The organism is Streptomyces sp. NRRL F-5123 (assembly GCF_000721495.1).
Lineage (GTDB): Bacteria > Actinomycetota > Actinomycetes > Streptomycetales > Streptomycetaceae > Actinacidiphila.
The window spans coordinates 1-24,679 of the sequence record NZ_JOHY01000042.1; the positions used below are offsets into that span (position 1 = coordinate 1).

The 24,679-nt window shown below is 75.1% G+C and carries 20 protein-coding genes; 9 read left to right on the top strand and 11 right to left on the bottom strand.

What is annotated here, in order from left to right:
* The first annotated feature begins 75 nt into the window (after positions 1-75).
* Complete coding sequence (locus tag IH54_RS40265; RefSeq protein WP_052397926.1) at positions 76-2,163, top strand: SpoIIE family protein phosphatase; 2,088 nt, start codon at positions 76-78, stop codon at positions 2,161-2,163.
* Positions 2,164-2,190: 27 nt separating this feature from the next.
* On the opposite strand, the gene IH54_RS0127225 is transcribed toward IH54_RS40265, so the two are convergent.
* Entirely contained in the window at positions 2,191-2,805 is a 615-nt protein-coding gene (locus tag IH54_RS0127225; protein WP_031521702.1) for a LysE/ArgO family amino acid transporter, read from the bottom strand.
* A 69-nt stretch (positions 2,806-2,874) separates the two neighbouring features.
* Between IH54_RS0127225 and IH54_RS0127230 the strand changes: the two genes are divergently transcribed.
* Entirely contained in the window at positions 2,875-3,795 is a 921-nt protein-coding gene (locus tag IH54_RS0127230) for a LysR family transcriptional regulator ArgP (protein WP_031521703.1), read from the top strand.
* Positions 3,796-3,798: 3 nt separating this feature from the next.
* Here IH54_RS0127230 and IH54_RS0127235 read toward each other — a convergent pair whose 3' ends face one another.
* Positions 3,799-4,065: a hypothetical protein gene (locus IH54_RS0127235; RefSeq protein ID WP_031521704.1), complete on the bottom strand. Its 267-nt coding sequence runs from the start codon at positions 4,063-4,065 to the stop codon at positions 3,799-3,801.
* A 116-nt stretch (positions 4,066-4,181) separates the two neighbouring features.
* Between IH54_RS0127235 and ykgO the strand changes: the two genes are divergently transcribed.
* Positions 4,182-4,304 carry a type B 50S ribosomal protein L36 gene (ykgO, locus tag IH54_RS0127240; protein ID WP_031521705.1) on the top strand — a complete coding sequence of 41 codons (123 nt, stop codon included), beginning with the start codon at positions 4,182-4,184 and terminating at the stop codon, positions 4,302-4,304.
* A 107-nt stretch (positions 4,305-4,411) separates the two neighbouring features.
* On the opposite strand, the gene IH54_RS0127245 is transcribed toward ykgO, so the two are convergent.
* Both IH54_RS0127245 and IH54_RS0127250 read right to left on the bottom strand, forming a co-directional pair.
* Entirely contained in the window at positions 4,412-5,233 is an 822-nt protein-coding gene (locus IH54_RS0127245; RefSeq protein ID WP_234343911.1) for a TetR/AcrR family transcriptional regulator, read from the bottom strand.
* Between the two features lie 38 nt (positions 5,234-5,271).
* The gene (locus tag IH54_RS0127250; RefSeq protein ID WP_031521707.1) at positions 5,272-6,741 is read right to left on the bottom strand and encodes an MFS transporter; all 1,470 of its coding nucleotides are present in this window, start codon (positions 6,739-6,741) and stop codon (positions 5,272-5,274) included.
* Between the two features lie 349 nt (positions 6,742-7,090).
* Between IH54_RS0127250 and uppS the strand changes: the two genes are divergently transcribed.
* The 3 genes from uppS (at position 7,091) to IH54_RS0127265 (ending at position 9,873) form a co-directional block, all read left to right on the top strand.
* Positions 7,091-7,867, top strand: a complete 777-nt coding sequence (gene uppS / locus IH54_RS0127255; protein WP_031521708.1) for a polyprenyl diphosphate synthase — start codon at positions 7,091-7,093, stop codon at positions 7,865-7,867.
* 59 nt (positions 7,868-7,926) lie between these two features.
* Positions 7,927-8,712 (top strand): class I SAM-dependent methyltransferase, encoded by a 786-nt coding sequence (locus IH54_RS0127260; RefSeq protein ID WP_031521709.1) that lies wholly within the window; start codon positions 7,927-7,929, stop codon positions 8,710-8,712.
* A gap of 96 nt (positions 8,713-8,808) precedes the next feature.
* Positions 8,809-9,873, top strand: a complete 1,065-nt coding sequence (locus IH54_RS0127265; protein ID WP_031521710.1) for an alcohol dehydrogenase catalytic domain-containing protein — start codon at positions 8,809-8,811, stop codon at positions 9,871-9,873.
* Between the two features lie 13 nt (positions 9,874-9,886).
* Here the strand turns inward: IH54_RS0127265 and IH54_RS0127270 are convergent, their stop codons facing one another.
* From IH54_RS0127270 to IH54_RS0127295, 6 genes are all read right to left on the bottom strand, one after another.
* On the bottom strand, positions 9,887-12,271 hold the full coding sequence (locus tag IH54_RS0127270; RefSeq protein ID WP_031521711.1) for a glycoside hydrolase family 65 protein: 2,385 nt from the start codon (positions 12,269-12,271) through the stop codon (positions 9,887-9,889).
* Between the two features lie 133 nt (positions 12,272-12,404).
* Entirely contained in the window at positions 12,405-13,073 is a 669-nt protein-coding gene (locus tag IH54_RS0127275; RefSeq protein WP_043182413.1) for a helix-turn-helix domain-containing protein, read from the bottom strand.
* Between the two features lie 782 nt (positions 13,074-13,855).
* Positions 13,856-16,345, bottom strand: a complete 2,490-nt coding sequence (locus tag IH54_RS0127280; protein ID WP_031521716.1) for an FtsX-like permease family protein — start codon at positions 16,343-16,345, stop codon at positions 13,856-13,858.
* Entirely contained in the window at positions 16,345-17,088 is a 744-nt protein-coding gene (locus IH54_RS0127285; RefSeq protein WP_031521718.1) for an ABC transporter ATP-binding protein, read from the bottom strand. Before IH54_RS0127285 ends, IH54_RS0127280 begins: the two co-directional genes overlap by 1 nt.
* Positions 17,085-17,684, bottom strand: a complete 600-nt coding sequence (locus IH54_RS0127290) for a PadR family transcriptional regulator (RefSeq protein ID WP_031521720.1) — start codon at positions 17,682-17,684, stop codon at positions 17,085-17,087. Before IH54_RS0127290 ends, IH54_RS0127285 begins: the two co-directional genes overlap by 4 nt.
* Before the next feature lie 134 nt (positions 17,685-17,818).
* Positions 17,819-19,426, bottom strand: a complete 1,608-nt coding sequence (locus IH54_RS0127295) for a purple acid phosphatase family protein (protein WP_043182414.1) — start codon at positions 19,424-19,426, stop codon at positions 17,819-17,821.
* 326 nt (positions 19,427-19,752) lie between these two features.
* On the opposite strand from IH54_RS0127295, the gene IH54_RS0127300 reads away from it, so the two are divergent.
* Positions 19,753-21,828: a phosphocholine-specific phospholipase C gene (locus tag IH54_RS0127300; protein ID WP_031521724.1), complete on the top strand. Its 2,076-nt coding sequence runs from the start codon at positions 19,753-19,755 to the stop codon at positions 21,826-21,828.
* A gap of 61 nt (positions 21,829-21,889) precedes the next feature.
* Positions 21,890-22,513 (top strand): RraA family protein, encoded by a 624-nt coding sequence (locus tag IH54_RS0127305; RefSeq protein WP_031521726.1) that lies wholly within the window; start codon positions 21,890-21,892, stop codon positions 22,511-22,513.
* A gap of 35 nt (positions 22,514-22,548) precedes the next feature.
* Here the strand turns inward: IH54_RS0127305 and IH54_RS0127310 are convergent, their stop codons facing one another.
* On the bottom strand, positions 22,549-22,959 hold the full coding sequence (locus IH54_RS0127310; protein WP_420711803.1) for a winged helix-turn-helix transcriptional regulator: 411 nt from the start codon (positions 22,957-22,959) through the stop codon (positions 22,549-22,551).
* Between the two features lie 181 nt (positions 22,960-23,140).
* On the opposite strand from IH54_RS0127310, the gene IH54_RS0127315 reads away from it, so the two are divergent.
* Entirely contained in the window at positions 23,141-24,589 is a 1,449-nt protein-coding gene (locus tag IH54_RS0127315) for an MFS transporter (protein WP_031521729.1), read from the top strand.
* The last annotated feature ends 90 nt before the right edge of the window (positions 24,590-24,679 follow it).

A 24,679-nucleotide genomic window follows, 5' to 3' on the forward strand; every position in this document is an offset into this window, starting at 1 on the left:
GGCTTGGAGAGCGCTCTCCAAGCCCCCGGCCCCTCTCAACGCGCCCGGAGGCGCGCTCCGGGGGATGATCGGAGGATGAGCCCCAGCGGCCAGGACACGGGCATGCCCGAACTCGAACCGGAAGTGTTCGACAGCGCCATCGTGCCCGTGGCCATCACCGCCGGCGCCGAGCACCTGCTCGTCTACTACAACGCCGCCTTCCGCCGCCTCTTCGGCCCGCGCCCGCTCGGCGCCCCGGCTCGCGAGGCGTTCGGCGAGCCCGCTGCCGCCCGGTTCGTGGACATGCTTGAGGACGTCTACCGCGACCGCACCGCCCGCCAAGTCACCTCGCCACGCACCACCGACGGCAGCGCCCCCGGCTCGCCCGGCGTCCAGCACTTCGTCTACAGCTGCTCGCCGGTGGTCTCCCGGCACGGCCCGGGGGTGCTCGCGGTGGCGATCGACACCAGCGCCCAGGTCGCGGCGGCCCTGCGCGCGGAGGAGCTCTCCGAGCAGCGCCACCAGGCGCTCCAGCGCTACGAGGCGCTGATGTCCGCGGTCAGCCAGATCGTCTGGCTGATGCAGCCCAATGGGGAGATCACAGAGCTGGTCGGCGGCTTCGAGGACTTCACGGGGGTGCCGTGGCGCCCGGTGATCGACCAGGAGTGGCTGGCCTCGGTCCACCCGCACGACCGCAACCGGCTGGTGCACACCTGGCGGGAGGCGGCCGCCGACACCCCGTCGATGTTCGTGTGCACCTTCCGGATGCGCACCGCCTCGGGCACGTACCGGCACGTGCAGTCGCGCGCGGTGCCGATCGTGCGCGGCAACGTCGCCGCCGAGTGGATCGGCACCACCGCGGACGTGGAGGACCAGTGGCGCAACCGGCTGCGCGAGCGGCTGCTGGCCCGGGTGGCGACGGTGACGGCCGCCGCCGACGTGCCGCAGGCCTTCGCCGCCGTCACCGCCGCGGTGGTGCCCGAGCTGGCCGACGCCTGCACCGTCTTCCTGCTGCCCGGCCACGGCATGGGCCAGGAGGCCCCGGGCGGCGGCCCGTCCGCCTCCCGGGTGGCCGCCACCGCGCGGGACGGGCTGCCCGCGACCCCGCCGCTGGGCGGCGAGCCGCGGCCGCTCGGCCCGGTCGCCCGGGAGGTCGTCGAGACCCGCCGCCCCCGGCTGCTGACCTTCCCCCCGGGCGAGCCGCCGGCCGGGGCGCTGGCGGAGATGTCCGCACAGTGGCTGCGCGAGGCGCGGGCCACCAGCGTGGCCCTGGTGCCGATCGTGATCGACGCGGCCGTCGCCGCCTTCGCCGCCGCCGTGGGCTGCGCCGACAGCCCGCCGCCCGGCCCCGCCGACCTCCAGCTGCTCGGCGAGGTGCTGCACGAGGTGAGCGACCCGCTGCGGCAGGCCATGGAGCTGCAGCGCACCCGGCACACCGCGCTGACCCTCCAGCGCTCGCTGCTGACGCCGACCCCGCGCGTGCCGGGCGCGGAACTCGCCGCGCACTACCAGCCCGCGAACACCACGGCCGAGATCGGCGGCGACTGGTACGACTCGCTGCTGCTGCCCGACGGCTCGGTCACCCTCACGATCGGCGACATCGCGGGGCACGACCTGGACGCCGCCACCGCGATGAGCCAGCTGCGCAGCATGCTGCGGGTCATCGCCTACGACCCGGCGCACCCGAGCACTCCCGCCGAGAGCCTGGCCCGGCTCGACCGGGTCGTGGAGGGCCTGGGCATCGCGCCGCTGGTCACGGCGGTGCACACGCACCTCGTACCGCGCGGGTCCGGCGGCTGGCAGGCGGCCTGGTCCAACGCCGGGCACCCGCCGCCGCTGCTGCTCCCGGCCGCGGGCCCGCCGCGCTTCCTGGAGGGCTCGGGGCCCGACCTGCCGCTGTGCGTGCTGCCGTCCATGGCCCGCAGGACCTGGCACCAGGAGCTGTCGGCCGGGGACACGCTGCTGCTCTACACCGACGGCCTGATCGAGGTGCCGGGCACCGACATCAGCGAGGGCATGGCGGCGCTGGCGCAGGAGGCGGTGCGCTCGCGCTCCGACGGGGTGTCGCTGACCGCGCTGTGCGCCCGGCTGCTGGCCTCCGCGGCCGACCGGCGCGACGACGCCGCTGTCATCGGCTTCCGGCCGATCCCGGCCAAAGGCGAGCCGCGCCCGGACGCCGACTGACACCCGGGCCCTGGGCGGTACGGACGATCATGCCCGCACCGCCATCAGCACGCCCAGGGCGATCATCGTGCACGCTATGGCCGCGTCCAGCGCCCGCCACGAGCCGGGCCGGGAGAAGGGCCGCTCCAGCAGCCGGGCGCCGAAGCCCAGGCCGGTGAACCACACCACGCTGCCGGTCACGGCACCCGCCCCGAAGCCCCACCGCGAGTGGCCGTAGCCGTTGGCGACCGAGCCGAGCAGCAGCAGGGTGTCGAGGTAGACGTGCGGGTTCAGCCAGGTGATCGCCAGGCACGTGAGCACCGCCGTCCGCAGCGAGCCGCCGCTGCCGTCCGCCGCCGTCAGCGCCGCCTGCGGGCGCACCGCGCGGCGGGCGGCCAGCACCCCGTACGTGACGAGGAAGGCGCCGCCGAGCAGGCCGACCGCGGTGACAGCGGACGGCCGGGCGCGGACCACCGATCCGACGCCGCCGATGCCCGCCGAGATCAGGACGGCGTCGGACAGCGCGCAGATCGCCACCACCGCGGCGACGTGCTGGCGGCGTATGCCCTGCCGCAGCACGAACGCGTTCTGCGCCCCGATCGCCACGATGAGCGACAGGCCGGTGCCGAGGCCTGCCAGGGCGGCGAGCAGTGGAGTGGTCATGGTCCGAGCGTAGAAAGTCGGACAGTCAACAGTCCAGCTCAGTTTTCTTACGTAAGATTAGTTAATGTGATGACGGACGGACTTCCGCTGGACCAGGTACGCACCCTGCTCGCTGCCGTCGACGAGGGCACCTTCGAGGCGGCGGCGGAGCGGCTGCACGTCACGCCGTCCGCGGTCAGCCAGCGCGTCAAGGCGCTGGAGCAGCGGACCGGGCGGGTGCTGCTGCTGCGCTCCAAGCCAGTGCGGCCGACCGAGTCCGGCGAGGTCGTCGTGCGCTTCGGGCGGCAGCTCGCCCGGCTGGAGCAGGACGCGGGCGCGGAGCTGGGGCTGGTCGGCGCGGCCGGGCCGTCGACGCTGCCGGTCGCGGTCAACTCCGACTCGCTCGCCACCTGGTTCCTGCCCGCGCTCGCAGAGGCCGCCGCCACCTCGGACGTCTGCTTCGACCTGCACCGCGACGACCAGGACCACACCGCGCTGCTGCTGCGCCAGGGCCGCGTGATGGCCGCCGTCACCTCGTCGCCGGAGCCCGTGCAGGGCTGCTCGGTGCGCCCGCTCGGCCGGATGACCTACCGCGCGTACGCCGCCCCGGCCTTCGCCGCCCGGTATCTCGCGGACGGCTCGCTGGCGGAGGCGCTGCCCGCCGCGCCCATGATCGTCTTCGACCGCAAGGACGACATCCAGGACGCCTTCCTGCGTGCCCTGGCCCCCGGCCGCCGCACCTCGGGCCAGCCGCGGACGTACGTGCCCGCGTCGGAGTCCTTCGCCGCGGCGGTCGCAGCCGGGCTCGGCTGGGGGGCGATCCCCGACGGGCAGGCGGCGCCGTACGTGGCCGCGGGGACGCTGACCGCCCTCGCGCCGGAGCGGCCGGTGGACGTGCCGCTCTACTGGCAGCAGTGGAAGCTCGACTCGCCGCCGCTGGCCGCCCTCACCGCGGCGGTCGTCCGCACCGCGGCGGCAGCCCTGCAGCAGGGGCCGCCGCGGCGCGGCTGAGGCTCAGTCCTCGCGGTCGGCGCCGGTGTCGTCCGGCGAGCTGAAGTCGGGGCTGGAATAGCCGGGCCGGGAGAACCCGGCCTCCTCGGGGACGAGGTCGTCGGCGTCCTCTGCCTCGTAGTCCGGGCCCTCGAAGGGCGGGACCACGAAGTCGGGCACCTTGAAATCGCCGATCGTGTCGTCCGGGCCGGAGAAATCCGGACTGGAGAAGTCGGGGCTGGAGAAGCCGGGGGAGAAGTCGTCGTCCCCGGCCGCGGAATCCTGGCTCATGCCGTGCCCTCCGTGCGCGCGGCGCCGTGCGGAATGAACGCGAGGCTGCCGCCGTTGTGGTGCGTGCACGACAAAGTATGACCGGCTGGCCGGCATACGAGGAGAAAGGCCGGAAAATGAAGGTACGCAATTCCCTGCGGTCGCTGAAGAACCGGCCGGGCGCCCAGATCGTCCGCCGCCGCGGCAAGGTCTACGTGATCAACCGCAAGGACCCGCGGATGAAGGCCCGCCAGGGCTGACCGCCCCGCAGACCCCGCGGCACGCCGCTCCCGGCGTGCCGCTTCCGTGCGTCCGGCCCGGTGGCGCGGACCGGTCCGCACCGCTTCCCGTATCGGCCGGGTCCGTCTCAGCCGCGCGGGTTGCCCGCCGTGTGCCGGGAGGCCGCCGTGGCGGTGCCGATCCGGCGCAGCTGTTCGCGGGTGGCCGCGGGCGGGCTGTCCTGCGGGACGGTCACCGAGCGCAGGCCCGCGAGCTGGATGTCCAGATGCCGCCGCCAGGCGTCGGGCACAACCGCGCCGCCGGTCTCGACGATGCCGCGCAGACCCCAGATCAGCGCCATCACGTCACCCAGTTCGACGCCCGCCGCGACCCGGCCCGACTGCTGGGCCTGGACGAGCAGTTCGGTGATCCGGTCGCGCAGCACCTCCACGCAGGAGGCCTTGTGGCCCACGAGCTTGTCGGCGTAGCCGCGGTGCTCGCTCAGCGACCGGCCGATGACCCGCAGGAAGGCCTCCAGGCCCGCCCCGTCGGGCAGCGTGAGCGAGCGCCGCGCGACCTCGGTCAGCTCCTGGAGCATCAGCCCGGCGATCTCGTCGACCAGCGCCTCCTTGTTGGGGAAGCGCCGGTAGACCGTGCCGACGCCGACGCCGGCGCGGGAGGCGATGAGCTCCATGCTGGCGTCGGTGCCGAACTCCGAGAAGACCGCGCGCGCCGCCTCGACCACCAGATGGTGGTTGCGTACGGCGTCGCGCCGCATCGGCCGGGCCGGCTGGCACTCCGGCTCGCAGCCTTCCGGCCCGTCCGGGTGGTCCGTGCCGCCGGTCCCGGGGGCCCGGGTGTCCGGGGCGGGCCCGGACACCGCGGCGGGAGCGGGCGGTGCGGGCGGCGTCCGCGGGTGCGGTGCCGCCTGCTCGGGTGCCCGGTCCCTGGTGCGCGCATGACCTGTCATCGTCGCTCACTCACTCCCGCGTGCCCGGCCGCCGCAGCTCATTCGGGCTTGTCACCCACGACCGTACCCCCGGGGACCATCGCCAACTCCGCGTGCTGCGGTTCGTCGGCGAAGTCGATCCGGGTGGTGCGCCGCGTGACCGGGATGAGCAGCGCCGCGACGGCGGCGATCAGCAGCGCCCCGCCGAGCATCGCGAAACCGTTGGTGTAGCCGGCCTCGCGCGGCAGGCCGTCGGCGGCCGGGCTCGCGGTGACGACGCTGGCCATCAGCGCGGCGCCGATGGAGCCGCCGATGGTGCGGATGTTGGCGTTCATGCCGCTGGCGACACCGGTCTGCGCGGGCGGGACCGCGCTGACGATCAGGCTGGACATGGCCGCGAAGGTGAGGCCGAAGCCCGCGCCCATGATGCCGGTGGCGACGTACAGCTCCCAGGTGCTGGTGTGCGCGAAGGCCAGCAGCGCCATCGAGACGGTGCCGATCAGCGAGCCGATGAAGACGACCTTCTTGCCGCCGATCCGGTTGGCCAGGTTGTTGCTGCCCAGGCCGACCAGGAACATCATCACGGACATCGGCACCAGGATCAGGCCGGACTGGGTGATGCTCGCGCCGAAGCCGTAGCCGGTGGACTTCGGGGTCTGCACGAATTCCGGCAGGAAGGCGAAGACCGCGTACATGCCGACGCCGACCAGCAGTGCCACCAGGTTGTTGGTCCACACCGCCGGGCGGGCCATCATCTTCATGTCGATCAGCGGGGTGGCCGCGCGGTTCTCGACGGCCACCCAGCCGACCGCGAGCACCACGGCCGCCACGAGCAGGCCGATGACCTTGCCCGACGCCCAGCCCCACGTCGGGGCCTCGCTCAGGGCGACCAGCAGCGCCACCAGCCAGGCCGACAGCAGCACCGCGGGAGCCCAGCTGATCCGGCCCGGGGTGCGCACCGGCGACTCGGGGACGAAGAAGAAGGCCGCCACCGCCGAGGCCAGCGTGAGGATCATCGGCAGCCAGAACAGCCAGTGGTAGTCGAGGGCGTTGACGATCGGGCCGGCCAGCACGATGCCGAGCCCGCCGCCGACCGCCAGCAGCGAGGCGATCATGCCCACCGCGCCGTTGAGCTTCTCGCGCGGGAACTCGTCCCTGATGATGCCGAAGGCGAGCGGCAGCACGCCGCCGCCGATGCCCTGGATCGCCCGGGCGATGATCATCACCTGGACGTTGGTCGCCAGCGCGGCGAGCAGCGAGCCGGCGGCCAGCGCGCCGAGCGTCGCGACGAAGACACGCTCCTTGCCGATCATGTCGCCGATCCGGCCCATGATCGGCGTGAATATCGAGGCCGACAGCAGATAGGCCGTCAGGACCCATGTCACGGTGTTCTGGTTGGTGTGCAGGTCTTCCTGGATCGTCGGCAGCACCGGTGTGACCAGGGACTGGAGCAGCGAATACGCGGTCACACCCGCCGCAAGGACCGCGAACGTGACCTGGTGGTGCGTGCGCCGGGTCTCGGACGCCATGGAACTCCTTCAGAGTGAAACGGAACGATCATTCCGGAATACAGGATAAGCCATCAGGAATGACGGTTCCGTTTCATGACGATGAGGGAAAGCGCACATCGATACCGGGAATACGCCCGCCCGCCCGCGCACACCGCCACCGGACTGCGGCTTCCGCCCGCTGCGCGCGGACCCGGGCACCGGGGTCGGGGAGAGCGCTTCCCCGCCCGCGCGCTCCCCCTTACGGGGTGCAGGGGCCGCGCGCCGCGCCGCAATCCGCCCGCTCACCCTAGTCTTCGCTCAGGAAAGCAAGGGGAGAGCTCAGGGAGCGCCTCGGGACCTCAGGGGCGCCAGGGAAGGGGAGACCGCCGTGCGGATCACGACACCGGTATACGCCCTCTACACCCGCCGGCTGCGCCGGAGGCTCCGCGCGGGAGCGCTGCCGCGGCACATCGGGCTGATCATGGACGGCAACCGCCGGTGGGCCCGCAAGGCCGGGCTGGCCAGTCCCAGCCTCGGCCACAAGGCCGGCGCCGAGCACGTGGACGACGTCCTGGCCTGGTGCGAGTCGCTCGGCATCGGCCATGTCACCGTCTTCGTCTGCTCCACCGAGAACCTGGCCCGCCGCGGCGAGGCCGAGGTCGGCTTCCTCATGGACCTGATCACCCAGGTCGTCACCGAGCGGCTCGCCCGCCCCGGTTCCCGCTGGCGGCTGCATGTCGCCGGCGACCTGTCGGTGCTGCCCGACCGTACCGCGCACGCGCTGAAGGAGGCCGTGGACGCCGGCCGGGACATCGCCACCGGGCACCACGTCACCCTCGCGATCGGCTACGGCGGCCGCCAGGAGGTCGTCGACGCGGTGCGCGAACTGCTCACCGAGCACGCCGGGTCGGGCCGCTCGCTGGCCGAGGCCGCGGCCGCCTTCGAGCCCGGCGACATCGCCCGGCACCTGTGGACCGCCGGCCACCCCGACCCCGACCTGGTGATCAGGACCAGTGGCGAGCAGCGGATGTCCAACTTCCTGCTGTGGCAGGCCGCCTACGCCGAGCTGTACTTCTGCGACGCGCACTGGCCGGCCTTCCGCGAGGTCGACTTCCTGCGGGCGCTGCGCAGTTACGCCGCCCGGGAGCGCCGCCGCGGCAGATGAACGTCCCGCGCGGGGCCGGCGGCGGGGTCCGGGGGACCTGCCCGCCTATCCTTGGCCGGGTGTTCTCACCCGAGGGGCCCACCCTGCGCGAGCTGGCGGTCCAGGCGCTGTCGTCCGTCGAGCGCGGCTACGACCTGCTCGCCCCGGCCTTCGACGCCACCCCCTTCCGCACCCCCAACCTCTTCCTCGACGCCACCGCCGCCGCGCTCGCCCCGCTCGGCCCCTTCGACGCGGGGCTGGACCTGTGCTGCGGTACGGGAGCAGGGATGGGGGTACTCGCGCCGCTGTGCCGCTCGCAGGTCACCGGCGTCGACTTCAGCGCCGTGATGCTCGCCCAGGCCCAGGCCCAGGCCCAGGCGCAGGCCCAGGCGCAGGCGCAGGCGCAGGCGCAGGCCAGGACCCGGACCGCCGCCGCGCCCGCGGAGGGCCCGCGGCAGTGGTGGGTGCGGGCGGACGCGCGCGCCCTGCCCTTCGCCGGGTCCTTCGACCTGGCCGTCAGCTTCGGTGCCTTCGGCCACTTCCTGCCTGCCGAGCGGCCCGGCCTGTTCGCGCAGGTCCACCGGGCGCTGCGGCCCGGCGGGCTGTTCGCCTTCCCCGTGGGCGCCCCGCCGCCGGTGCGCTCGCCCTGGTACTGGGCCTTCGCGGGCTTCGACGCCGTCATGCGGGTGCGCAACGCCGTACGCCGCCCGCCCTTCGTGATGTACTACCGCACCTTCCCGCTCCCCGCCGTCCGCGCCGACCTCGCGGCGGCCGGCTTCGAGGTCGCCCTCAGCCCGCTGGCCGCCCTCGGCCGCCGCGCCGACGGCAGCCCCCGCGCGCGCCTGGTGCTGGCCCGCCGCCGCTGAGCGGCGGGGCGCGCGGCCGCGCCGCATGCGCGACGGGGCGGCTGCGGCCACCATGGAGCCAGGGGGGCGTCCGCCGGTTGCGAGGAGATGATCCCCATGAAGGCCATGGTCTTCCACGGTCCCGGCCGGTCCGGCTGGGAAGACGTGCCGGACCCCGTGCTCCAGGACGCGGGCGACGCCATCGTGCGCGTCGAGGCCACCACCATCTGCGGCACCGACCTGCACATCCTGGGCGGCGACGTGCCGGACGTGCGGCCGGGCACGGTGCTGGGCCACGAGGCGGTCGGCGAGGTCGTCGAGACCGGCGCCGCGGTCCACGGGGTCCGCCCCGGCGACCGGGTGCTGGTGTCGTGCGTCAGCGGCTGCGGGCGCTGCCGCTACTGCCGGCAGGGCGCGTACGGGCAGTGCCTGGGCGGGGGCGGCTGGATCCTCGGCCACCTCGTCGACGGCACCCAGGCCGAGTACGTGCGGGTGCCCTTCGCGGACTTCGGGCTGCACCCGCTGCCCGCCGCGGTGGACGCCGCGCAGGCCGTGCTGCTCGCCGACATCTTCCCCACCGGCTACGAGGTGGGCGTGCTCAACGGCCGGGTGCGGCCCGGCGACACGGTCGTGGTCGTGGGCGCCGGGCCGGTGGGGCTCGCCGCCGTCGCCACCGCCCAGCTGTTCTCGCCCGCGCGCACCATCGCCGTCGACCTCGCGCCGGGTCGGCTCGACGCGGCCAAGCGCGTCGGCGCCGACGCGATCGCGGGCGTCGCCGAGAGCGAGCAGCTGGTCGCCGACCTCACCGGCGGGCTCGGCGCGGACGTCGTCGTGGAGGCGGTCGGCCGCCCCGAGAGCTTCGAGCTGTGCGCCCGCATGGTCCGCCCCGGCGGCCACCTGGCGAACGTCGGCGTGCACGGCAGGCCGGTCACCTTGCACCTGGAGGACCTGTGGATCAGGAACCTGACCCTGACCACCGGCCTGGTCGACACCTACTCCACACCCGACCTGCTGCGCATGCTGGTCGACGGCAGGCTCCCGGCGTCCGTGCTGGTCAGCCACACCTTCCCACTGGCGCGGATGGAGGAGGCGTACGAGGTCTTCGCCGGCGCCGCCGACACCGGCGCCCTCAAGGTCGTGCTCGGCGAGCCCCGGCACGAGGAGCTGACGCTGCGCACCTGACCGGCGGCGCCCCTCAGCGCGGCAGCTCCACCGTGACCTCGCGGCCCGGCGCGACCTCGTAGGCGCGTCCGTCGACCGCCACCGCGATCGGGTCCTGGCCGGAGTCCGGCACCCCGACCCGCAGCCGGCCCCCGTGCAGCGCCAGGTCGACGCCCCAGTGCGCCCGGTAGCGCAGCGACAGCGAGAAGCGGGACAGCTGCGGCAGCGGCACCGGGTCCAGCCTCAGGCAGTCGCCCTGCGGCTGGAGGCCGGTCAGCCCGCGCTGCACCAGGTCCAGCGTCCCGGCCATGGCGCCCAGGTGGATGCCCTCGCCCGTGGTGCCCCCCTGGAGGTCGGCGACGTCGCCGAGCAGCGCCTCGCGCACGTGCTCCCAGGCGCTCTCGCGGCGCAGGCGGGCCAGCACCCAGCCGTGCACCAGGCCGCTGAGCGTCGAGCCGTGGCTGGTGCGCGCCAGGTAGTGGGTCACCGTCCGCGCCCACAGCTCGTCGTCCAGGGTGTGCCCGAGCCGGGCGAGGAGCGCGGCCAGTTCCGCGGGCGGGAAGAGGTAGCCGAGCATCAGCACGTCCGCCTGCTTGGACGCCTGGTAGCGGTTGACGCTGTCGCCCTCGGCCTCCAGGATCCGGTCGAGCCGGCGGATGTCCCCGTAGCGCTCGCGGTAGCCGTCCCAGTCCAGCTCGTCCAGCTCACCGAAGCCGTCGAACTGGCTGATCACGCCTGCGTGGAAGGGCACCCGCAGCCGCCGGGAGACGTCCTCCCAGCGCTCCGGCTCGTCCGGGCCGATCCCCAGCCGCTCGAACAGCTCGGCGCGGCGCGGCGCGGGCATCGCCTCCGCCAGCTCCAGCGCGCGGGCCAGCACCCACGCGGCCGTGACGTTGGTGTACGCGTTGTCGTCCAGCCCCGGGCGGTCCGCCCCCGGGTAGGCGGTGTGGTACTCGTCGGGGCCCACCACCGAGCGGATGCGGTAGCGCTCGTACTCCGTGTCCCACACCGCGCTGCCCGCCCAGAAGCGGGCGACCTGCAGCAGCATCTCGGCGCCCTCGCCGTGCAGGAAGGCGGTGTCGCCGCTGGCCAGGCAGTACTGCCAGACGTTGTACGCGACCGCCGAGCCGACATGGTGCTGCAGATGCGTGTGGTCCGGAAGCCAGCGGCCCGAACGCGGGTTGAGGTGCAGCCGCTGGGTCTCCTCGTGGCCGTCGCTGCCGCTCTGCCACGGGTACATCGCGCCCTGCCGCCCCTCGGCCCGCGCCGCCCGGCAGGCCGCCTCCAGCCGCCGGTGCCGGTACATCAGCAGCGCCCGCGACACCTCGGGCAGGTGCAGGTTGAGGAAGGGCAGCACGAACAGCTCGTCCCAGAAGACGTGCCCGCGGTAGGCCTCGCCGTGCAGCCCGCGGGCCGGCACCCCCACGTCCAGGTCGGAGGTGTGCGGCGACAGCGTCTGGAGGACGTGGAACAGGTGCAGCCGCAGCACCGCGCCGACGGAATTCGGGACCTGGATCCTGGCGCGCTCCCACAGCCCCTCCCACGCGGTGGCGTGCTCCGTGAGCAGCCCCGCGACGTCCGCCGCGCGCGCCACCCGCTCCAGCGCGGCGTTCAGCGGGTCGTGGATCGCCGGGTCCCGCGAGGTGTGCAGCGCGACGACCTTCTCGACGACGACCGGCCGGGTGCCGCCCACCGCCGCGGTCAGCCGCCGCAGCACCCCGCGCCCGCCCGGGACGGGCGGCTGCCCGCGCACGTCCGTGCCGGTCACCCGGATGCGGGCGGCCAGCGCAACCTCGATGTTGGAGCTGGAGGTGCGGCAGCTCAGCCAGCCGGTGTCCTGCCCCCGCGCGCCCGCGCGGTGGCCGGTCAGATGCCGGCCGTCCAGGTCGCCGTAGCGGGCGACGCCGCTGTTGGTGACGTCGCCGTCGAGGCCCGCCTCGATCTCCAGGTCACCGCTCCAGCCCTCCGCGGTGACCTGCAGCCGCTGCGCGGCCAGATGCGGGTCGCCCATGTGCACCAGGCGGGTCTCGGTCGTGGCGAGGATCCGCCCGGCGCCGTCCCGCAGCCGCATCCGCCGCTCCAGGGTGCCGCGGCGCAGGTCGAGGACGACCTCGTGGTCGAGCACCTCGCAGCCGTCGGGGCCGAACCAGGAGCCGCCCGCCGGGCGGACCCGCAGCGGCAGCCAGTTCGGCAGGTTGACCATGTCCTCGTTGTCGACCTCGCGCGCCGCGACCTTCGACGTCAGCCGGTTGTAGCAGCCGGCCGCGTACGTGCCCGGGTAGTGCGCGCCGCCCGCCGGGGACTCGGCCGCCGCGCCGCGGGTCGCGAAGTAGCCGTTCCCCAGCGTGCACAGCGCCTCGCGCAGCTGCTCGCGCTCCGGGTCGTAGCCCGCGTAGCGCCAGGCCCAGCCGTCCTCCATGCCGCGGTCCCTTCGGCTCGTCCGGCGCAGGAACCGCCGGCTCTCGGTGGTGGGTCGGTGGGGGCCGTGCCGTGGCGCCGCTACCGGGGTCCGGCCGGGCGGCACCCGTTCGGGGAGGGCGCGCGGGGCCCGTTCACTCGGTGTCGATACGGCGGCCGGTGACGCTCTTGGGACGCACCCGTATCCACACCGGGCGGTCGCCGCCCGCCCAGGGCTCCTGGGAACGGGAGGCCAGCACCTCGGTCTGCGCGGGGTCGTCGACGTGCTCGGCGGTGCCGGTGAGCAGCACGCTCCAGCCGCGGCTGAGGTGGTCGTCGATCTGGTCGACCTGGAAGGACACGCCCTCGCCGGGCGCGGGCGCCGCGGGTCCGCCGGGCGCCGTGCGGTAGACCACCGTGTCGCCGTCCACCAGGTAGTTCACCGGCAGTACCGCGGGCCCCGGCTGCACCGGCACCGCTATGCGGCCGACGCCGTGCGTGCCCAGGCGGTCCCAGCACTCGTCGGCGCTGAGGTGGGCGAGCACCGGGCGCGGCGCCGCATCCGGCCGGCCTGGCGGCGGGTCGCGGCGGCCCTCCATCAGCTCCTGGTACGTGAGGTCCAGCGCGGCGGCCACCCTCACCAGCCCGCCCGGGTCGAAGTCCCGGCCGCAGTCCAGCAGGTGCTGCAGATACCGGGGGGACATCGCCGCCCGGGTCGACAGCGCGCTCTCGCTCAGCCCGAGCTGCGCTCGTCGCTCCGCGATGCGCCGCACGATTGGATCCCGGTCGGTCCGCTGCCCGCCGGTGCGCGTTTCGCCGGCCATGTCGGACTCTCCCTCCGCCCGAACCTCGGGCAAGATGCCACACCCGTAAATCCATGGTCACGCACCTTGGCCTTCCGCGCCACGCGGGAGCGCGCCCGCCGGGCCCCGGGCGGCGGCTCCGGTCAGGACGACGAGCACTCCGTGCGCGGCCGGTGACGCACAGGCGTCGCGGGCGGGTGCGCCCGGCGCAAGGGGGTGCGGCGCGGTACGCGCCCCGGGCGCGTACCGCGTTCCGCGCGTTCTGCGGCACAGAAATCCGCGGCGGCCCCTCCGAGGGGCCATCCGGGTACGGGGGACGGACTGCGGCGGCGTCCACCACACGTGAGGAGCACTTCGTGCGCAGCCCCTGTACCGCGCTCTCTCGCTGCCGCTGCCGCTGCCGCTGCCGCTGCCGCCGTCCTCGGCGCCGCCGGGCCGCTCGCCGCTCCGGCGGCCGCCGCCTTGGCCACGGCCAGGTGCAGGTCGCCGTCGAAGCTGCCGTGAATCGCTTCGACCTCGTCGAAGACGGCGTCCGGCCACGACGGCTCGACCGCGGCGGAGGGGCCCGTGTGCGCGGCGGCGACGTCCGCCTGGGCGGCGGCCGGGGCCCAGCCGGCCCTGGCAGCTGCCGTCGGCGTTCGGCGCGGCCTGCGCGGTGGTGAACGGTGCGGCGGGCGCCGCGGCCTCGGCGGAGCGCCTGGTGCTGACCGACGGCACCGCCGCGCTCGAGGCGGCTGCTCGTCCGACGCCGTATCCGTCCCGTCCGGGCCCGTCCGCGGCGGACGGGCCCGGACGGGCGGCCGTCACTCCAGCAGGCGGCGGGCGATCCCGGCCGGCTCCCGGCCCGCCGCCAGCCAGCCGCCCGCCGCGGCGAGCAGCGGTATGCCGGGGAAGGCCGTGAGCAGCGCCGCGACCGGGACGTGGGAGAGCTGGCCCAGGTCGTCGCCGTAGGCGCACAGCAGGATCAGATACGCGCCCAGGGCGCCCAGCACCGTACCGGCCAGGGCGAGGCCGCCGGCCGTCGTGGCGGTGAGCGCGCGCCGGGTGCGGGAGGTCGCGCCCGTCGCGGTGAGCGTCCGCAGGTCGTCGGCCGCCTCGGCGCGCAGCGTGCCCACGGTCATCGCCAGCACCGCCAGCGCGAGCGCCCCGCCCGCCGCGACGGAGGCCAACCGCAGGGTGCGCAGTCCGTCGCGGGCGTCGCGCACCTCGACCTGGAGGCCCTCGCCCGCCGCCATGGTGCGGGCGGCGGCGCGGTCGTCCGCGGTCAGGTCGTGCCGCGCGGTGACGAGCCAGCCCACCGGGACCGTCCGCAGGTGCATGTCCGCCACGGCGGAGGGCGTGAGGAAGGCATGCGGATCCGAGCCGTACGCGCTGCCGCGCACCGTCGCCTGCCGCGGGGGATCGTCCTCGGCGGTCCGGTCCGTGCCGCCCACCACAGCCAGCGGCCCGCCGCCGGGGAGCGAGGACACCATCCGGGCGTCGGGAGCCGCGGCCATCGCCGCCGCGAGGCCGAACTCCCGTACCGCGGCCGGGGTCGCGACGTACAGCGGGTGCGTCGCCCAGGAGTTCGCGGACCTCCTGCTGCCCGCCTCCACGACCGGCTGCCCCTCCGCCCCGTCCGGCCCGGTGCTGCGCGGCACCGCCGGGTCGTAGGCCATCTCCAGCGGTACCGCCGTGCCGTGCACCGTTGCCGCCCACCGCTCGACCACGTCCTGCTGCACCCGCAGCGCCCGCGCCGACGGCACCGGGACGACCGTGCCGCGCCCCCCGATGCGCACCAGCACCTGGCGGGCCGGCAGATTCCCGGTCGCCGCCGTCGGCTGGTTGACCGCGGCCAGCACGCTGACCGCCACCGGTATGCCCAGCGCGAGCGTGACCGCCGCCAGCGCGGCCCCCGACCTCGCCTGATGCCGCCCCAGGTCGCGCAGCGCGACCCGTGCGGCGAAGGGCATCCGGCCCGCGGGCGCGGCCAGCAGCCGGACGGCCGGGGGGCTGAGCAGCAGCAGTCCTGCGACCACGGCGACGATCCCGCCCGCCACCAGCAGGCCGCTGGCGCGGTGCGACGCGACGAGGCCCGCCGCGCCCGCCGCGAGCAGCACCGCCGCCGCCCACACCGACTGCCGCGCCGGCACCGGGCGCGGCGGCCGGGCCGACAGCGCCCGCGTGATCGGCACCCGCGCCACCGTGCGGGCCGGCCACCACGCGGCGGCGGTCGGCGCGGCCACCGAGACGGCCAGCAGCAGCGCCAGCAGCGGCCAGGGCAGCGCGAGGCGGTCGATACGGTGGTCGGCGCCGTGCTCCAGCGCGGGCGCCAGCGGCACCCACACCGCCGCGCCGAGCACCGCCCCGCAGCCCACCGCGGCGAGCCCGGTCAGCGCGCCGTGCCCGACCAGCACCAGCCGCAGCCCGCGGTCGGTGGCACCCAGCGTGCCGAGCATCCCGATCTGCCGCAGCCTGCGCTGCGCGACGGCCGCGAACGCTGCCGCCGCGACCAGAGCGACCAGCAGCAGCCCCACGGTGGCCATCACCAGCACCAGGGTGTCGGCGGCGCCGCGCCCGAGGTCGCCGCGCCGCTCGACCAGCACCGCGGTCGTGCCGCCCGCCGCCCGCCGGAAGGTGTCGACGGCGGCCCGCGGCGCGTTCGTGAGCAGGTCGGCGGAGGCCGCCGGACGTCCGGCGACGGTGGCGCCCGGCGCGGGGGCGGCCAGCGAGAACGTGTCGCCCAGCAGGCCGGGATTCTCCACCGTGCCGGTGACCGCGAAGCGCTGCCCGCCGAGCGTGACCGCACCGCCGGCGCGGGCGCCCAGCAGTCCGGCGGCGGGCGCGCTGAGCGCCACCTCGCCGGGGGCCGCCGGGTAGCGGCCCGACACCAGCCGCAGCCGTCCGGCGGTGAACGGCCCGTGCGGATCCTCTGCCCGCAGGTCGAGCGTGTCGACGGAACCGGGCACCGGCACCCGCCGGTGCGCGACCACGTCCACGGGCGCCAGGCCGGCGCGGGCCGCCCGGACCGCCGCGGGCAGCCCGGCCCCGTCCGCGCCGCCGGTCAGCACGATCCGCTGCGAGGCCGGGCCGTACGTACCGGCCGGGGTCGGCACCCATGCGTGCACGGCGGCGAGCCCGCACACCGCGGCGCACACGGTGAGCGTGAGCAGCGCCAGCAGCAGGACCTGGCGGCGCCATTCGCGCCGCAGCATCCGCCACGACCAGCGCAGCACCGCCATCCGCGCGGCGAGCCCGCCGCCCCGGGCGCCGGAGCGCCGCCCGGCGGCGCGCTCCCGGACGGGGGCGGCCATCAGCGGGCCTCCCCGGAATCCCCGGGTGTGCCGCCGGCCAGCAGCGACTCGGGCCCGGCGAGCGGGCTCGTGGCGTCGACGATCTCGCCGTCCCGTACGAAGACCACCCGGTCCGCCCAGGAGGCCAGCTGCGCGTCGTGCGTGACCAGCACGGCCGCGGCCCCGCCGTGGCAGGCCGTCCGGATCAGCCGCATCACGTCCTCACCGGTGCGCGAGTCCAGCGCGCCGGTGGGCTCGTCGGCCAGCAGCAGCCGGCGGTCCCCGACGAGCGCGCGGGCCAGCGCGACTCTCTGCCGCTGCCCGCCGGACAGCTCGTCGGGGAAGCTGTCGGCACGGTCGGCGAGCCCCAGCTCCTCCAGGGCCGCGAGCCCGGCACCCCGCGCCCGGCGGTGCCGCATCCCGTCCAGCTCCAGCGGCATCGTGATGTTCTCGACCGCGGTCAGCCCTGGCAGCAGGTTGAAGTCCTGGAAGACGTAGCCGATGTGACGGCGGCGCAGCCGGGCCCGCTCGTCCCGGCTCAGTCCGGCGAGCCCGGTGCCCTCGATCAGCACCTCGCCCTCGGTCGGCTCCTCCAGGCTGCCCGCGATGGCCAGCAGCGTGGACTTGCCCGACCCGCTCGGGCCCATCACCGCGACCATCTCCCCGGCGGCGACGGTCAGATCGGCCCCGGCGAGCGCGTGCACGGCGGCCGGCCCCTCGCCGTAGGTCTTGCGCACCCGGCGCATCTCCAGCGGCGCCGTCATCGCACGGCCCCCTTCGCACGGGGCGCGCGCGGCAGGCCCGCGGCGCCCGGACCGGGGTGCGGGGCGGCGGGCGCGGGGGAGCGGTGGCGCAGCCGGGCCTCGGCCGCGTCCAGCCAGCGCACCACCGACTCCAGTCGGAAGAGCTGTGCGTCGGCCACCAGCAGCAGGGCCAGCCCGTCCCCGTCGTCGCGCGCCTGCTCCTTCACCCGGGTGTACTGCTGCATCCGCTCGATGGTGGCCCGGCGGTGCGCCTGGAGGATCGCGGGCAGGTCCGCGCCGGGCAGTCGCAGCGCGACCAGCACCTTGATCACCAGCTCGTCGCGCGGCGGGGCGTCCGCGTCCGGCGGGGTGCGCAGCCAGGCGGCCAGCTCCGCGGCGCCCTCGGCGGTGATGCGGTAGGCCTTCTGCGGGCCGGCCTCCGCCTCCTCCTCGGACTCCACCAGGCCGTCCCGCTCCAGGCGCTGCATCGTCGAGTAGACCTGCCCGACGTTGAGCGGCCAGACCTCCCCCGTCCGCGCCTCGAACTCCTGCCGCAGCTGGAGCCCGTACTTGGGCCCCTCGCTCAGCAGGGCCAGCAGCGCATGGCGCACGCTCATCCGTTCCCCCGTCCCCTCGTGTCCATCCCCTCGATGGCTGAGTATACCCGGTATCATACTCGGTATACATGGTGCCGGAAAGCGGCCCGCGGGAGCGATTCCCGCGGGCCGCCCTCGGCTTGGCCGGGTGGATGTCAGCCGCGCCCGTCCGAGCGCTTGCGGTGCAGCGTGAACTGCTCGAAGACCGACAGCTCGCCGTGCGGCTTGTTCACGTTGTAGTACGTGACGTGCAGCCGGGTCGTGTCGCCGGGGAAGCGGCCCGGGTCGACCGTGAAGGCCGCGAAGCCGTACGGGTGGTCGATGTCGCGCACACCCGTCCAGACCGCCTGCTCCCTGACGTACGTCGCGGCGCGCTTGCCGCCGCCCGAGGGGCGGCTGTCGGCCACCGCGGTGATCACCTTGGCCGTACCGTCCTTGAAGAAGGCCTGGTTGGTGGTGCCCGAGACACCTCCGCCGCCCAGCACCATGTGGACGGTGCCGAGGCTCGTGTCGATGTCGTCGGTGCGGGCCGAGGCGGGGTTCGGGGTCAGCGTCTCGCTGCCGCTCACCACGCCGCGCACCGCGAGCGACCGCTCGTAGTTGTGTTCGTGGCCGCACACGACGAGGTCGACCTGGTAGCGGTCGAACAGCGGGCCGTACGCCGCCCGGAGGCCGAAGTCCGCGCCGTTGGCGTCGGAGGAGCTGATCATCACCTGGTGCATCGCCACGACGATCCAGTCGATGCCGCTGTCCCGCCGGGCCGCCTTCAGCTCCCGCTCCAGGAAGGCCAGTTGGCGCCCGCCGGAGTATCCGTGCACGTAGTTGTCGCCGCCGTCCTGGAGGGCCACGTCGTCGTTCTGCAGCACGATGACCCGCACCGAGCCGGCCGTGAAGGCGTACCACAGGCCCGCGAGCTCGTCGTCCGTCTCGGTCGAGGGCAGCTCGAAGTACGCCTGGTACGCGCCCAGGCCCAGCGGGCCGTTGCCGGACTCGATCTCGTGGTTGCCCGCGGCGGGCATCCACGGCCGGAAGCGGGCCGAACGCGAGTTGTTGGCGAAGAAGTTGTTCCAGGTGCGCACCCGGTCCACGTCCAGGTTGGCGTAGCACAGGTCGCCGTTGAGCAGGTGGAAGAGCGGCGCGACCTGCTCGACGCCGGTGACGATGTCCATCGTGGCGGGTGTGGAGTTGGCGTCCAGTGCCACCGTGCCGTCCGCCGACCAGGTCACCTGCGGAGCGGACTGGTCGCCGAAGCTGGTGAAGGTGAGCGGCTGCCGGCCGCGCGGCGCGGTGCGGAAGGTGCCGCTGTCCGGGGTGCCGCCGTCGTGCGAGGCGAGGTAGTAGTAGTCGGTGCCGGGGCGCAGCCCGCCGAGCAGCACGTGGTGGACGTACACCGTGCGGCCCGACTTCCCGTCGGTGTAGGTACGGGTCCGCGCCGCGGCGCCGGAGCCCAGGCCGTGCTCCAGCGTGCCGTAGAGCACCCGGGGACGCTTGACCGGGCCGTCGGTGATCCAGGACACCGTCATCTGGCTGGACGGGTCCTTGCCGAACGTCAGGTGCAGGCCCAGCACCGGGGAGGCGCCGCCCGCGTCGGGGGTGGGATGGAACGCGGGCGCGCCGGCCGGGGCGGCCGCCGCGGGGCCCGCGCTCAGCAGCGGCACGGCGACCGCGCCCACCCCCGCGCTGCCCAGCAGGCCGACCGCGGTGCGCCGGCTGAGGCGGTCCCCGGGTGCGGACGGCTCCGGGGTGTCCATCTGTGCGACCATCGTTGCTCCTTGGTGCAATGGCTGGGAACGCGTGAAGACTCGCGCCCTCCGGCGACGCCCAGTTGAACACCGGCTGTCCGCCGCGAGTCGGAAGCCGCCGCCGTGCCCGCTCCCCGGCCCCCGCCGGAGCCCGGCCGCCCGGAAGGCCGCGTCCCCGCTCGGGGGCTTCCGCCGCGCGGCGGGCGGCTGTTCGTGACGCGTACCGTGGCACGTCACGCGGGCGACACGGGCGGTTCGCCCGGGGTCGCTGCTGTGGGGACCGCCCCGCGTATCCCCGAACTCCCGGCACTCCCGCATCCTCGACGAGCTAAGAGGTGTTCCGACCCATGGCCGAACCCACCCGGCGGCGTTTCCTGCAGATCGCCGGTGCCACCGCCGGCTTGAGTGCCCTGTCCGGCAGCATCGCCCGCGCCGCCGCGATCCCGGCCCGGCGCCGCACCGGCACCATCAAGGACGTCGAGCACATCGTCGTCCTGATGCAGGAGAACCGGTCCTTCGACCATTACTTCGGCACGATGCGCGGGGTGCGCGGCTTCGGCGACCCGCGCCCGGTGCTGCTGGGGAACGGCAAGCCGGTCTTCCACCAGCCCGACGGGGCGGGCAACGAGGTGCTGCCCTACCACCCGGACGCCGGCGACCTGGGCATGCAGTTCATCGAGGGCCTCAACCACGAGTGGACCGGCAGCCACGCGGCCGTCCACGACGGCCGCTACGACCGCTGGGTCCCCGCCAAGTCCGCGGCCACGATGGCGTACCTGACCCGCGAGGACATCCCCTTCCACTACGCGCTCGCCGACGCCTTCACCGTCTGCGACGCCTACCACTGCTCCTTCATCGGCGGTACCGACCCGAACCGCTACTACATGTGGTCCGGCTGGACGGGCAACGACGGCAAGGGCGCGGGCCCGGTCGTCGACAACTCCGAGCTCGGCTACTCCTGGACGACCTATCCCGAGCGGCTGGAGCGGGCCGGGATCTCCTGGAAGGTCTACCAGGACATCGGTGACGGCCTGGACGCCGCGCACTCCTGGGGCTGGATCGACGACGCCTACCGCGGCAACTACGGCGACAACTCGCTGCTGTACTTCGACAACTACCGCAACGCCCGGCCCGGCGACCCTCTCTACGAGAAGGCCCGCACCGGCACGAACGCCGCGGCGGGCGACGGCTTCTTCGACGTCCTGCGCGCCGACGTCACCGCCGGGCGGCTGCCGCAGATCTCCTGGATCGCCGCCCCCGAGGCCTTCTCCGAGCACCCCAACTGGCCCGCCAACTACGGCGCCTGGTACATCTCGCAGGTCCTGGACGCGCTCACCGCCGACCCGGAGGTGTGGAGCAGGACCGCGCTGTTCATCACGTACGACGAGAACGACGGCTACTTCGACCACGTGGTGCCGCCGGCTCCGCCCGCCGCGGCCGGCCGCGGCGCCTCCACCGTGAGCACCGACCTGGAGGTCTTCCCCGGCAACAGCACCTACGCCGCCGGCCCCTACGGGCTCGGGCAGCGGGTGCCGATGACGGTCGTCTCCCCGTGGAGCAGCGGCGGCTACGTGTGCTCCGAGGTCTTCGACCACACCTCGCTGGTCCGGTTCATGGAGCGCCGCTTCGGGGTGCGCGAGCCGCAGATCTCGCCGTGGCGCCGCGCCGTCTGCGGCGACCTGACCTCGGCCTTCGACTTCTCCCTCGCCCGCGAGCGGCCCGCGCCGCTGCCCGCCACCGACGGCTACCGCCCGCAGGACGGCGGCCGGCACGACAGCTACGTGCCCGTGCCGCCGGCCGACCAGAAGCTGCCCGTGCAGGAGCGAGGCAGCCGCCCCACCCGCGCGCTGCCGTACGAGCCGCTGGTGGACGCCTCCGTGGCCCCCGCCAAGGGCACCGTGACCCTCACCTTCTTCGGGGGAGCGGGCGCGGGCGCGTGCTTCCACGTCACCGACGCGGGCGGCACCGACGGGGGAAGTGACGATGCCCCGCGGACGTACACCGCGGCAGCCGGCCGCACCGTCTCCGGCCGATGGGAGACCGCCGACCGGGACGGCTCCTACGACCTGACGGCGTACGGCCCGGCCGGCTTCCTGCGCGCCTTCCGCGGCTCCGCCGTCCAGACCGGGCCCGAGGTGACCGCACGCCACGACGCCGCGTCCGGCGGGGTCGAGCTGACCCTCGTCAACAACGGCCGCAGCGACGTCCGGCTGACCGTCCGCAACTCCTACGACGGCCACCACGCCACCTACACCCTGCGGGCCGGCCACCGCGAGACGCACACCGTCGACCTGGCCCGCAGCACGCGCTGGTACGACCTGACGGTGACCGCCGACCACGACCCGGCCTTCCTGCGCCGCCTCGCCGGCCACGTCGAGAACGGCCGGCCGGGCGTCAGCGACCCCGCCCTCGCGACCGGCTGACCGCCGGGTAACATGCCGGGGGCGCTCCCGGCCGGGAGCGCCCCGCACGGAAAGGCCGGCCATGGGCGACGCGCACGACTTCCGGGAGATCTCCCCGACGACCCTCGCGGACGTCCTCGGACGCGGCCAGGTGATGGACCACGGGTTGCGCCCGCTGTGGGGACCGGCGCCGCGGATCGCGGGCCCGGCCTTCACCGTGCGCTGCCCGCCCGGTGACAACCTCATGCTGCACGCCGCCATCCACCGGGCCCCGGCCGGCTCGGTGGTCGTCATGGCGGCCGGGGACACCGACTACGCGGTCGCGGGCGGCAACGTCTGCGCGGTCGCCCGGCGCCGCGGCATCGCCGGCTTCGTCGTCGACGGGGTGATCCGCGACCTGGCCGAGATCCGGGAGATGGGCTTCCCGGTGCTCGCCCGCGGCGTCGTGCCCTGCCCGGGGGCGAAGTCCGCGGTGCTGCCGCTGGGCGAGCCGGTCGACTGCGGCGGCGTCCGGGTGCACGCCGGCGACATCGTGGTGGCGGACGAGGAGGGTGTCGCCGTCGTCCCGGCGGGCCGGGCGGACGAGGTGCTGGCGGCCGCCCGCAGGAAGCTCGCCAAGGAGGCCGCCCAGGATCTCGACGCCTGGGAGGCCGAGCACCGCGCCCGTATCGACGCGGCTCTCGCCGAGGGCGGCCACCGGGACTGATCCGGCACCGGCCGGCGGGGGTCGTTCCGGGGCCGTCAGGGCATCGGGCCGCCGCGGTCGTCGTAGCCGGTACGGGCGGTGGCCACGTCGCCGGCGTGCTCCCGCCACCACTCGGTGAGGTGGTGGAAGAGCGGGGCGAGGCTCATCCCCAGCTCGCTGATCTCGTACTCCACCCGGGGCGGCACCTCCGGATGGTAGGTGCGCACCACCAGGCCGTCGCGCTCCATCTGGCGCAGCCGCTGGGTCAGCACCTTCGGGGTGATCGTGCCGATCCGGCGCTCCAGCTCCACGAAGCGCTGCCGCCCGAACTCGTTGAGCGCCCACAGGATCGGCGTCGTCCAGCGGCTGAACACCAGGTCCACGACCGGCCCGATGGGGCACGGCTCCGCCTGGACCCCCGCGGCGGCGCCCCGCGCGGGACGCGCGCCGGCGGGCGGGGACATCATCTCGGGCATGGCTGCTGCGCCTTTCGGGACTCGGCGTGCCGGACTCGGTTCTCGGGGCCCTGGCGGCCCCGCTGAGCTGGACCGACGCCACCGCCCCGGCGGACCGTGCCGGAGCGGCGGGAAGATCCGTAGTCACTATCCTCTAGGTACCTACTATATCCGCGTTGCTAGCGTCCGCGCCATGTCACTCACCGCCGCCCGGCGCGGCTCCGCACCGCACGCCCCGGCCGCCGTACGTCCCGGCCTGGTCCTGGCCTTCCTCTGCGTGGTGCAGTCGATGGTCTACCTCGACGTCACGATCGTGAACGTCGCCCTGCCCTCCCTCCAGCGCGGCCTCGGCATGGCCGACGGCGACCTCCAGCTCGTCGTGACCGCCTACGGAACCGTCCTCGGCGGCTTCCTGCTGCTCGGCGGGCGGCTCGCCGACATGCTCGGGCGCCGCCGCCTGCTGCGGGCCGGCATGGCGCTCTTCGGCGCCGCCTCGCTCGCCGCCGGGCTCGCGCACGAACCCGCCCTGCTGATCGCCGCCCGCGCCGTCCAGGGCCTGGGTGCCGCGCTGACGGCGCCCGCCGCGCTGTCCGCGCTGACCACGACCTTCCCCGAGGGCGCCGAGCGCAACAAGGCGCTCGGCATCTGGGGCGCGCTCGCCGGTGTCGCCTCCGTCGTCGGGGTGCTGCTCGGCGGGCTGCTCACCCAGGGCCCGGGATGGCGGTGGATCTTCTTCATCAACGTGCCCGTCGCGCTCGCCGCCCTGGTCCTGGCGCCGCGCGTGCTGCCCGAGAGCCGGGCCGCGCACGACGGGCCGCGCCGCTTCGACGCCGCGGGCGCGGCGGGCCTGACGGCGGGGCTGCTGCTGCTCATCTTCACCCTCGACCAGGCGGTCACGGCGGGCTGGGCCACCGCGCGCACCGTCGGCGGGCTGGCCGGCGCCGCGCTGCTGCTCGCGGCCTTCGTCGCCGTCGAGCTCCGCACGGCGGCGCCGCTGCTTCCGATGCGGATCTTCCGGCTGCGCGCACTGCGCACCGCCAACATCGGCGCGATGCTGATGCTCGGGGCGATGGGTACGCTGTTCTTCTTCGCGAGCCTGTTCATGCAGCAGGTGCTGGGCTACGACGCGCTCAGGACCGGGCTCGCCTACGTCCCGCTCGCCGTCGCCGTGATCGTGGGGGCGGGCCTCGCCTCCGGCCTGGTGACCAAGCTTCCGGCCAGGGTGGTCCTCGCCACCGGCCTCGCGCTGGCCACGGCGGGCCTGCTGCTGCTCGCCCGGCTCCCCGTCGACGCCGGGTACGCCGGGCGGGTGCTGCCGCCCTTCCTGCTGGTCGGCGCGGGGCTGGGGATGTCCTTCGTGCCGCTGCAGATCGCCGCGGCCTTCGGGGTGACCGAGCGCGAGTCGGGCGTGGCCGCCGGGCTGATCACCACCAGCCAGGAGGCGGGCGGCGCGGTCGGCGTGGCGGTCGTGTCCACCGCGGCGTTCACCCGTATCGGCCACGCGGTGTCGGGCCCGTCCGAGAGCGGCCTGCGGGCGGCCCGGGCGAGCGGCTTCCACGAGGCCTTCCTCATCGGCGCCGGCTTCGCGCTGGCCGCGCTGCTGGTGGCGCTGCTGCTGCCGACGGTGCGGGCGCAGGACTAGGCCGTGTCTGACAAATCCCGTCTGCCTGGCGGTGTCTGGCACGCACGCTTGCCGCGTTGTCGGTCGTCGGCGCAGCCCGCTGCGCTCTCT